Origin of the sequence: Roseibium sp. (genome assembly GCF_025698965.1) — a bacterium.
GTDB lineage: Bacteria > Pseudomonadota > Alphaproteobacteria > Rhizobiales > Stappiaceae > Roseibium.
Map to the genome: position 1 here is coordinate 1 of NZ_JAILWL010000270.1, position 8899 is coordinate 8899.

The 8899-nt window shown below is 55.8% G+C and carries 11 protein-coding genes; 6 read left to right on the forward strand and 5 right to left on the reverse strand.

The genetic code is table 11. The annotated features are described in order from the left end of the window. Positions 1 to 44: 44 nt before the first annotated feature. Both K5905_RS20185 and K5905_RS20190 read left to right on the forward strand, forming a co-directional pair. Positions 45 to 632, forward strand: coding sequence for a DJ-1/PfpI family protein (locus K5905_RS20185; RefSeq protein ID WP_297586971.1), 588 nt, complete (start codon positions 45 to 47; stop codon positions 630 to 632). 159 nt (positions 633 to 791) lie between these two features. Beyond that, positions 792 to 1142, forward strand: a complete 351-nt coding sequence (locus tag K5905_RS20190; RefSeq protein ID WP_297586958.1) for a ribbon-helix-helix domain-containing protein — start codon at positions 792 to 794, stop codon at positions 1140 to 1142. 234 nt (positions 1143 to 1376) lie between these two features. Here the strand turns inward: K5905_RS20190 and K5905_RS20195 are convergent, their stop codons facing one another. From K5905_RS20195 to gatC, 4 genes are all read right to left on the reverse strand, one after another. Next, positions 1377 to 2483, reverse strand: coding sequence for an NAD(P)/FAD-dependent oxidoreductase (locus K5905_RS20195; RefSeq protein ID WP_297586960.1), 1107 nt, complete (start codon positions 2481 to 2483; stop codon positions 1377 to 1379). Positions 2484 to 2620: 137 nt separating this feature from the next. Further along, on the reverse strand, positions 2621 to 4105 hold the full coding sequence (gatA, locus tag K5905_RS20200; protein ID WP_297586961.1) for an Asp-tRNA(Asn)/Glu-tRNA(Gln) amidotransferase subunit GatA: 1485 nt from the start codon (positions 4103 to 4105) through the stop codon (positions 2621 to 2623). Between the two features lie 11 nt (positions 4106 to 4116). Next, positions 4117 to 4590 (reverse strand): GNAT family N-acetyltransferase, encoded by a 474-nt coding sequence (locus K5905_RS20205; RefSeq protein ID WP_297586962.1) that lies wholly within the window; start codon positions 4588 to 4590, stop codon positions 4117 to 4119. A 16-nt stretch (positions 4591 to 4606) separates the two neighbouring features. Then, a complete protein-coding gene (gene gatC, locus K5905_RS20210) occupies positions 4607 to 4894 on the reverse strand; it encodes an Asp-tRNA(Asn)/Glu-tRNA(Gln) amidotransferase subunit GatC (RefSeq protein ID WP_297586963.1) in 288 nt (95 codons plus the stop codon). A gap of 160 nt (positions 4895 to 5054) precedes the next feature. Here gatC and K5905_RS20215 point away from each other — a divergent pair, with 160 nt between their 5' ends. From K5905_RS20215 to K5905_RS20225, 3 genes are all read left to right on the forward strand, one after another. Next, positions 5055 to 5669, forward strand: a complete 615-nt coding sequence (locus K5905_RS20215; RefSeq protein ID WP_297586964.1) for a TetR/AcrR family transcriptional regulator — start codon at positions 5055 to 5057, stop codon at positions 5667 to 5669. A 154-nt stretch (positions 5670 to 5823) separates the two neighbouring features. Continuing rightward, complete coding sequence (locus tag K5905_RS20220; RefSeq protein ID WP_297586965.1) at positions 5824 to 6318, forward strand: YHS domain-containing (seleno)protein; 495 nt, start codon at positions 5824 to 5826, stop codon at positions 6316 to 6318. Positions 6319 to 6491: 173 nt separating this feature from the next. Beyond that, positions 6492 to 7289, forward strand: a complete 798-nt coding sequence (locus tag K5905_RS20225) for a siderophore-interacting protein (RefSeq protein ID WP_297586966.1) — start codon at positions 6492 to 6494, stop codon at positions 7287 to 7289. Between the two features lie 226 nt (positions 7290 to 7515). On the opposite strand, the gene K5905_RS20230 is transcribed toward K5905_RS20225, so the two are convergent. Then, positions 7516 to 8532, reverse strand: a complete 1017-nt coding sequence (locus K5905_RS20230; protein WP_297586968.1) for a 1-aminocyclopropane-1-carboxylate deaminase — start codon at positions 8530 to 8532, stop codon at positions 7516 to 7518. A gap of 156 nt (positions 8533 to 8688) precedes the next feature. Here K5905_RS20230 and K5905_RS20235 point away from each other — a divergent pair. Further along, a partial coding sequence (locus K5905_RS20235; protein ID WP_297586969.1) for an Lrp/AsnC family transcriptional regulator occupies positions 8689 to 8899 on the forward strand: 211 nt, incomplete at its 3' end.

Below are 8899 nucleotides of genomic sequence, written 5' to 3' on the forward strand. Positions count from 1 at the left end.
ACCTGCTAGCTTCTCCCAATCGTTTCTTGACGGGAGGACAGGGCATGAGTGCAAAGATTTTGATGATCACCGGTGACTTCACCGAGGACTATGAGACCATGGTGCCGTTTCAGGCTCTCCTGGCGATGGGCCATGAAGTTGATGCGGTCTGTCCCGGCAAAAAGGCAGGTGAAACGGTTGCGACCTGCATCCATGATTTCGAAGGCGATCAGACCTATACCGAGAAGCGTGGCCACAATTTCACGCTGAATGCATCGTTCGCTGACATTGATATCGCGTCCTATGATGCCCTGTTGATCCCCGGTGGCCGGGCACCTGAATATCTACGCCTGGACAAAGAGGTTCTGGCTGCTGTGAAGCATTTCATGGACGAAGGCAAACCGGTAGCCGCAATCTGTCATGGCGCGCAGATCCTGACTGCAGCGCAGGTGATTGACGGGCGTACTGTGTCAGCTTATCCGGCGTGCCGTCCTGAAGTGGAACTTGCCGGAGCCACATACGCGGATATCGCCATTGATGCTGCTGTGACGGATGGGAATCTTGTTACAGCTCCGGCGTGGCCTGCACATCCGGCATGGCTCTCCCAATTTGACGCGGTCCTTTCCGAAGGACAGGTGAAAGTCGCCGCTTGAAGTTTGAAACTTGACCGACCTTCCACCACGAAACCCCCACAAGTATGAGTGCTGGATAATTTCGGTTGCCTGCCCGGGACCCAATTTCGTTCCGGGCAGGGCCTTTTTCCAATGAGGGAAAGTTTCTATTATGAATTCTGACCAGATCCGGAGAAGTCCATGTGCAAACTCTTCATTGATGCCGACCCCAACCTATGGGAAAGCACCACAAAATCCCTGCGCATAGACGGAATGGTCACATCCGTGCGTCTTGAAACCTTTTTCTGGAACGTTCTTGAAGAAATCGGCAAACGTGACGGCATGAATGTCGTGCAGCTGATCACCAGACTGCATCATGAGAGCATTGATGCCGGGCATGATCTCGGCAATTTCACCAGTTTCCTGAGGGTCTGTTGCGGTCGCTATCTTGCATTGCAGCTGACCGGCGATGTGCCAAGGGACACCCGCCTGCCGATTTCCGGCCTCGATGCGGATGGAATTTTGGATGCGGAAAGCGGCAGGGTTCATTGACGCGAGCAGCGCGCCAGACTTGCGCTGCAATTCTCGATCTTGGTCACTCCGGTCAAGCGTTGCATGAAGCTGAATCGGAGGAACGGAAATCCCTGTTCTCATTCTTGTTGCAACCCGATGGTCCTCGGTTTGCTGATCCCGGATTTTCGCGGCACGCCATTCGGGATGACGTTATCCCAGGGGACATGATCGGAGCAATTTCCCGGCTGTCGAAGACCTGTTCGGCTCGAAATGTTACCCAAGCCGGTCCCTGACTTCATCCCCGATCGCCAGTGCCGATGTCAGCGCAGGCGACTCCATGCCGTAGAGCGCGACGAGCCCCTTGAGACCATGGGCTTCAGGTCCGTCAATGCGGAAATCCGCAGGCGGTTCGCCGGGGCCGACGATTTTCGGGCGGATGCCGGAATAGTCGGGGATCAGGGCATTATCGGGAAGATCGGGCCAGTAGTCTCGGATGGCAGCGTAGAACTTGTTGCCACGTGCCGGATCCACTTCGTAGTCGAGACTGTCCACCCATTCCACATCCGGTCCGAAGCGCGCCTGATGCTGAAGGTCGAGTGTCAGGTGAACGCCGAGCCCACCGGTGCCTTCCGGAACGACGGGATAGATCAACGTTGAAAATGGCGACTTGCCCTGTAGTTTGAAGTAGTTGCCTTTCGCCATAAAGGTTTTTGGCGGGTTGGCACCGGGAAGGTCAGCCATCAGACCGGCAGATCCATGACCTGCAGACACAATCAGCTCCCGACAGGTCATGGCATAGTTTTCTGTGCCATCTGACGCCACCTGAACCCGGTACCCTCCATTGGGAAGAGCGGTAATGTGCTCAATTTGCGTGTTCAGAACAACCTGACCGTTATGGGCTTCCAGTCCACCCTGCAGGGCCAGCATGAAGCCATGACTGTCGATGATGCCGGTGGAGGGAGACCAGAGGGCGCCCGCGCAATCAAGCGCCGGTTCTCTTGTTTCAAGTTCACGCCGGTCAACAAAGACCAGATCGGTGACACCGTTTTCCGCAGCCTTTTGTCTGATCCTTTGGAGATCCTCCAGCTGGGCCTCGTGAGAAGCGACAATCAGTTTGCCAATGCGTTCGTGCGCAATGCCGTTTTCGGCGCAAAATCCATAAAGCTGATGCTTGCCGTCGACGCAGACACGGGCCTTCAGGCTGCCGGTCGGATAATAGATCCCGGCATGAATGACTTCGGAATTGCGGGCACTTGTTTCCGACCCGATCAGGTCATGCTGTTCCAGCACCATGACCTCCCGTCCGGCAAGGGCCAATGCTCTTGCGCAGGCAAGACCGACGACACCGGCGCCGATAACCAGAGTTTCGATGTCGTGCATTTGGTCTCTCAATCCCAAGACGTTTCCCGGTACGGCAAGTGCCGGGATTTGGAAGGAGCTGCCGCTGACATTCGGAGAATTCCTCAGCGGCAGCGATTGTCAGGCTTCTGCGTCAGCAGGGGAGTTAACCGGTCGGCTCAGCCCCACCATTTTTCCGGTTCGAAGGAGCCGGCTGCATCTTCAATGATCTGGCCGACCTGGAAGAGGGTGCTTTCATCGAACGGCTTGCCGATCAGCTGAAGGCCGAGTGGCAGTCCGGACTTGTCGAGACCGGCCGGTACGGAAATCCCTGGCAGACCTGCCATGTTCACGGTCACGGTGAAGATGTCGTTCAGGTACATTTTGACCGGATCGGAATGCAGGTCCTGATCGGCGACCCCGAAGGCAGCAGACGGCGTTGCCGGGGTCAGGATGGCGTCGACACCGTTGGCCCAAGCCAGGTCAAAGTCCCGCTTGATCAACGTGCGGACTTTCTGCGCCTTCAGGTAATAAGCGTCATAGTAACCTGCTGACAATACATAGGTTCCGATCAGAACGCGCCGTTTCACTTCCTCGCCAAAGCCTTCGGCGCGGGTGTTTTCGTACATTTCGACAATGTCCTTGCCGGGAACGCGCAGGCCATAGCGAACACCGTCGTAACGGGCAAGGTTGGAGGACGCTTCTGCCGGAGCGACGATGTAGTAGGCGGGCAGGGCATATTTGGTGTGCGGCATGGAAATATCGACGATTTCAGCGCCGGCATCCTTCAACCATTCGATGCCCTGCTGCCACAATTCCTCGATCTCACCCGGCATGCCGTCCATGCGGTATTCCGCCGGGATGCCGATCTTCAGACCCTTTACGGATTTTCCGATAGCAGCTTCATAGTCCGGCACTTCAATATCGACCGAAGTGGTGTCTTTCGGGTCGACGGAGGCCATGGATTTCAAAAGGATAGCACTGTCACGAACCGTGTGGGCAATAGGTCCGGCCTGATCGAGGGACGAGGCGAAGGCAACCACGCCCCAGCGAGAGCAGCGGCCATAGGTCGGTTTGATGCCAACAGTGCCGGTGAAGGCGGCAGGTTGGCGGATCGAGCCGCCGGTGTCGGTTGCCGTCGCCCCCATGCACATGCGGGCAGCAACGGCGGTCGCGGAACCGCCGGAGGAGCCACCGGGAACGAGGTCCTGGTTGGAGCCCTTTTTGCGCCACGGATTGATGACGTCGCCATAGTAGGACGTCTCGTTGGAGGAGCCCATAGCAAACTCATCCATATTGAGTTTGCCGAGCATCACGGCGCCGTCTGCCCACAGATTGGACGTTACAGTGGATTCATAGGCAGGCTTGAAACCGTCCAGGATGTGGCTGCAGGCCTGAGTGTGAACACCCTTGGTAGCGAACAGGTCCTTGATGCCGAGCGGGATCCCCTCCAGGGCACCGGCGTCGCCTTTGCCGAGCTTTTCGTCCGAGGCTTTGGCCATATCGCGTGCCTGATCGGCGGTGACAGTGACATAGGCATTCAGAGAATTGTTGGCGGCTTCTATGTTGCCGAGAAAGGCCTCGGTCAGCTCAAGCGAAGTGTAATCCTTGTTTTTCAGGCCTTCGCGGGCTTCGGCAATGGTTAGTTTTGTAAGGTCGGTCATGACTTTGTCTCTCAGGCGGCCGAAAGAGGCCGGGAATAGAAAACGGAATAGGGGCTTTCGGGATAGTCGAGGATCGGACCGCACTCCTTGAAACCGGCTGTCTCGTAGAGTTTTCTGGCGGCTTCGTAGTTGTGGCCGGTTTCCAGAACCAGCGACCTGAAGCCTTCTTCACGTGCGAGCGCGGTGATCTGATCCAGAATTCGACGGGCCAGACCCATGCCCCTGAAATCCGGTCGGGCGTAAAAACGCTTCAGTTCACCAATGCCATCCTCATGACGGTGGAAAGCGCCACATGCAGCTGCCTTGCCATCGACCCTGGCGACGATGAGCGTCGTTTCAGGGCCAACCATTTCTTCGGCGGTCATGCTGTAATTGGCTTCTTCCGGTGTCAGCGAGCGCAGAACAGCGTTCAACTCATCGATCATGGCGCGCATGTCGTCGGTGAGCGGGCTTTCAACGGCGATTTTGGCTGAAGCGGTTTTCATCCGGTTTGGTTTCCGACTACTCGACGACTTTCGGAACCATGAAGAAACTGTCTTCGGAGGCGGGAGCGTTCAACGTGATGTCGGCTGACTTGTTGCCGTCGGTTATGCCGTCAGCGCGTTTTTTCATCGTTTGCTCGACAACGGAAGTCATCGGTTCGACACCGTCGATGTTGACTTCATCCAGCTGCTCGACAAAGCCGAGAATCGCATTGAGTTCGCCGGTCATACGCATGGCGTCATCTTCGCTCACTTTGATCCGGGCCAGCCGGGCAACGCGTTTTACCGTATCGGTATCAACAGACATGTTCTTCCTCGTTAAATCGTCAGCGCAGATCAGGCAGGAGCCTGAAGTGCAGGTGAGTATCTGTTTGCTGGCTGACACCCTGAAAGACAAGCAAACCTGTTTGCTTTCAGGCGTCATTCCAAATATTACGGAACCTCATGGTACCGTAATTGAGTTTGGTATGTCGGAAACAAGCAGCACTGCGAAACTGTCGGCCGGACGACCGCAAGATGACAGGGTGACCGACGCCCTGTTTCAAGCAACGCTCAAAGAGCTTTCGAGCCACGGCCTCGAGGGCACCACTCTCTCGGCAATTGCCGCCAGAGCCAGAACAAGCAAACAGGCGGTCTATCGGCGTTTTACCGACAAGAGCGAACTGATCGCGACGTCGGTTGAGAGCGGGTTGGTGAAGATCAATGTTATGTCGCCGCGGCGCGGAAGCGTCGCCGCCGACCTCAGGCAATTTCTGTCCGGCACGGTGAGGGCCCTTCAGGACACGGATCTGGGCGGAGCCATTCGCGCGATCGTCTCTTCGCGCGATGTCCCGGCACTGGCAAAAGTGCTTGCCGAGGCAGAGGCAGGTCAGCGGCTGGTACTTCGACAGATTTTCATTGCGACATCCTTTGAAGCCGACATGGAGACGAGAATCGATCTTTTGCTGGGATTTATCTATTTCCGGCTGCTGATCCGGGACCAGATCGTGACGGAGACGGATATCGAAACCGCTGTCTATCTTGTTCTCGGACTTGTAGCGCCGCGAGATCCTGCACCAAATGAAGGTTTGCCCGGCATGTGATTTGCGCCCATCACAAATTCCTAGCGGTTTGCTATCGGCTCTGTGAACAAGGGTGATTGGATCTTTGGAACGTCAAGGGACATTTTCCGTCCGGTGCGGTGCAGGAATGCGCCGTCCAAGGAAACGCCTTCTCTTTCTGTCTATGGAGACGTCCATGCCTCTTTACACGTCCAAATCCGTTCTGCTCGGTTTGACTGCCCTGTTTTCAGCTGCCGCATTTACAGCTTCCGCGGATGAAATCACGACCTTTACCAAATCAGGTGTTGCCATCGGTGGTACCGACCCGGTGGCTTATTTCACCGAAGGCAAGCCCGTTGCCGGAACCGATGAATTCACAGCCCAGTATGACGATGTGACCTGGAAGTTTTCTTCAGCAGAAAACCGGGATAAATTTGTGGCAGATCCAGCCAAATTCGCCCCGCAATACGGCGGTTTCTGCGCTTTTGGTGCGGCCATGGGGTTCAAGGTTCCCGTTGTTCCGGAAGCCTGGTCGATTGTCGACGGCAAACTTTATCTCAACAATTCCCTGAAGGTTCAGGAGCGCTTCGAACAGGACGTGCCCGGCCACATCAAGAATGCGACCCTGAACTGGGAAATCATCAAGGAAAAGAAACCGGAAGAGTTGAAAGAGCCAATCATCCGGAATTGATCTTCCCTCAGCCACCTGACTGACAAATGCCCGCCATCGGCGGGCTTTTGTTTTGCGGCAGATGAATACCGTGTGACGGTCTGTTACCGGAAATCAAACAATGAAGGTCTTTAAAACAAGCGCGACAACTGCTAAATCATGAGAAAATAACTCAGCTTTTAGTGAGGTGACCTGTGGCCACGAAACCAAAACGCCGTCCGCGCTTTCTTACAGTGCTATCCACCAGATATCTCAGCCCGAACTTCATTCGGGTGACGTTCGCCGGACCGGAACTGGAGGGTTTTCCAATCGGCCATGAGGGGGCAAACTGCAAGCTGGTTCTGCCGCGCGATGGTGAAAGCCGCGAGGAGTTCGAGGCCTGTTTTGCGGCGGATGCTCCTGAAGCGAAAGCGCATCCTGTGCGCACCTATACGGTCCGGTCGTTCCGTCCAGACATACTGGAACTCGACATTGATTTTGTTGCCCATGGGGATGAAGGCCCGGCGACGCGCTGGGCGCAGCAAGCGACAAAAGACAGTTTTCTAGGTTTTATGGGGCCGAGCCAGCCGAAGCTGACTGAATTCTACGCCGACTGGTATCTTGTTGCGGCCGACCTGTCCGCAATGCCTGTTGCCGAAGCGACATTGGAGGCCATGCCGGATAATGCAAGTGGCCTGGCCGTGTTCGAAGTGCCGTCAAAGGACGACATTCGTGACATTGCAGCACCTGAAGGTGTCATGGTGCAGTGGCTCGTCAACGAGAACGTGCACAAACCCTCCACGGCGCAGATCGATCTCGTCAGGTCTATGGAATGGCCGTCCGGCGTGGTGCAGACCTGCATCGCCGGAGAGAGTTCCGTCATTCGCGCCTTGAGGGATCACCTTCACAACGAACGAAACCTGCCCAAGAAGGACACTTACATATCCGGCTACTGGAAAATCGGGCTTGTGGAAGACGAGCATCAGAAAATGAAGCGAGCGGAAGCGGCCTGAAAGCCGGGCAGGGCATTGAGCCGGGTGCTGAATGCCCCTTGGATCCGAGCTTGAGAGTTCTAGGCCGAAATGGATGATCTTTTCTCAAATCCTGAAAGGACGCGGCGCATTTGAATCTTGAGGGCGTCGGAAAGCTCGCCCGTATATCAATACGGGCTTCGCTTCCCTCCTGCTCATGGCACAAATGCAACACACGCCGCGCCCGAAACCAACTCGTCCATGCGGCCTAGCCGTCCTTGTAGTAGTAGCTGTAGCCGTTGAGAGCCGGAGCGCCGCCCAGGTGCGCATAAAGAACTTTTGAACCGGCAGGAATGCTGCCCGTCCTGATCAGGTCGATCATGCCTTGCATGGATTTCCCTTCGTAGACCGGGTCGGTGATCATTGCCTCGGTCTTTGCTACCAGTCGGATGGCGGCATTGGTTTCCTCTGAGGGAACGCCATAGGCCGGGTAGGCGTAGTCCGGGTTGATGATGATTTCGTCGTCGCGCACGGGGCGACCGAGCGCCACAAGTTCGGCCGTATTGTCGACGATCCGGCGGACCTGGTTCCGCGTTTGCTCAAGGGTTCCGGAAGCGTCGATGCCGATGACACGGTCGGCACGATCCTGGACTGCGAAGCCGACAATCATGCCGGCCTGGGTCGAGCCGGTGACGACGCAAACGAAGATATAGTCGAAGTTGAAGCCCAACTCCTGTTCCTGTGCCTTGACCTCTTCGGCAAAGCGGACATAACCGAGCCCACCGAATTTATGCTCCGACGCACCCGCCGGGATCCCATAGGGAACGCCGCCGCTGTCACGGACGGACTGCATGGCATCTTCCCAACTTTGCCTGATGCCAATATCGAAACCGTCTTCTACCAACCGGGAGTCTGCTCCCATGAGGCGGGTCAGAAGAATGTTGCCGACACGATCGTAAACGGCATCGTAGTGCGGCACCCATTTCTCCTGAACCACAACGCATTTCATGCCGATCTTGGCGGCCGTCGCGGCAACCATACGGGTATGGTTGGACTGCACACCGCCGATAGAAACCAGCGTGTCCGCACCGGATGCGATGGCATCGGGCACGATGTATTCAAGCTTGCGCAGCTTGTTGCCGCCAAAAGCGAGGCCGGAATTGCAGTCTTCCCTTTTCGCATAGACCTCCACTTTGCCACCCAGTGCCTCGGACAGACGTGGCAGGTGTTCAATCGGCGTCGGTCCGAAAGTCAGCGGATAACGTTCAAATTTGTCGAGCTTCATAAGGAGTACCTTTGTTCGAATGATGCGGAAAGGATCTCAGAATTTCGAAGAAAGGTGCTCTCGAATTTGACAGAATTTTCGATTGAAAAGAGGGAAAAAATTCAAAATAATTAAGTCTATATTTTAGTAATTGAATGAAAAGAGGAAGAATCTTTCATGGCTGATGAACTCGACCGGATCGACAGAAAGATACTGAAGTACCTGCAGCAGGATGGTCGGCTAAGCAATGCAGATCTTGCCAATCTGGTGAATGTCAGTCCGGCGACCTGCCACAGGCGAACCCAGCGCCTTTTTGAAGAAGGCTATATTCAGGGCGTGCGCGCCCAGATCGATCCCAACCGTGTCGACCGGTCCGCGCTGGTCATCG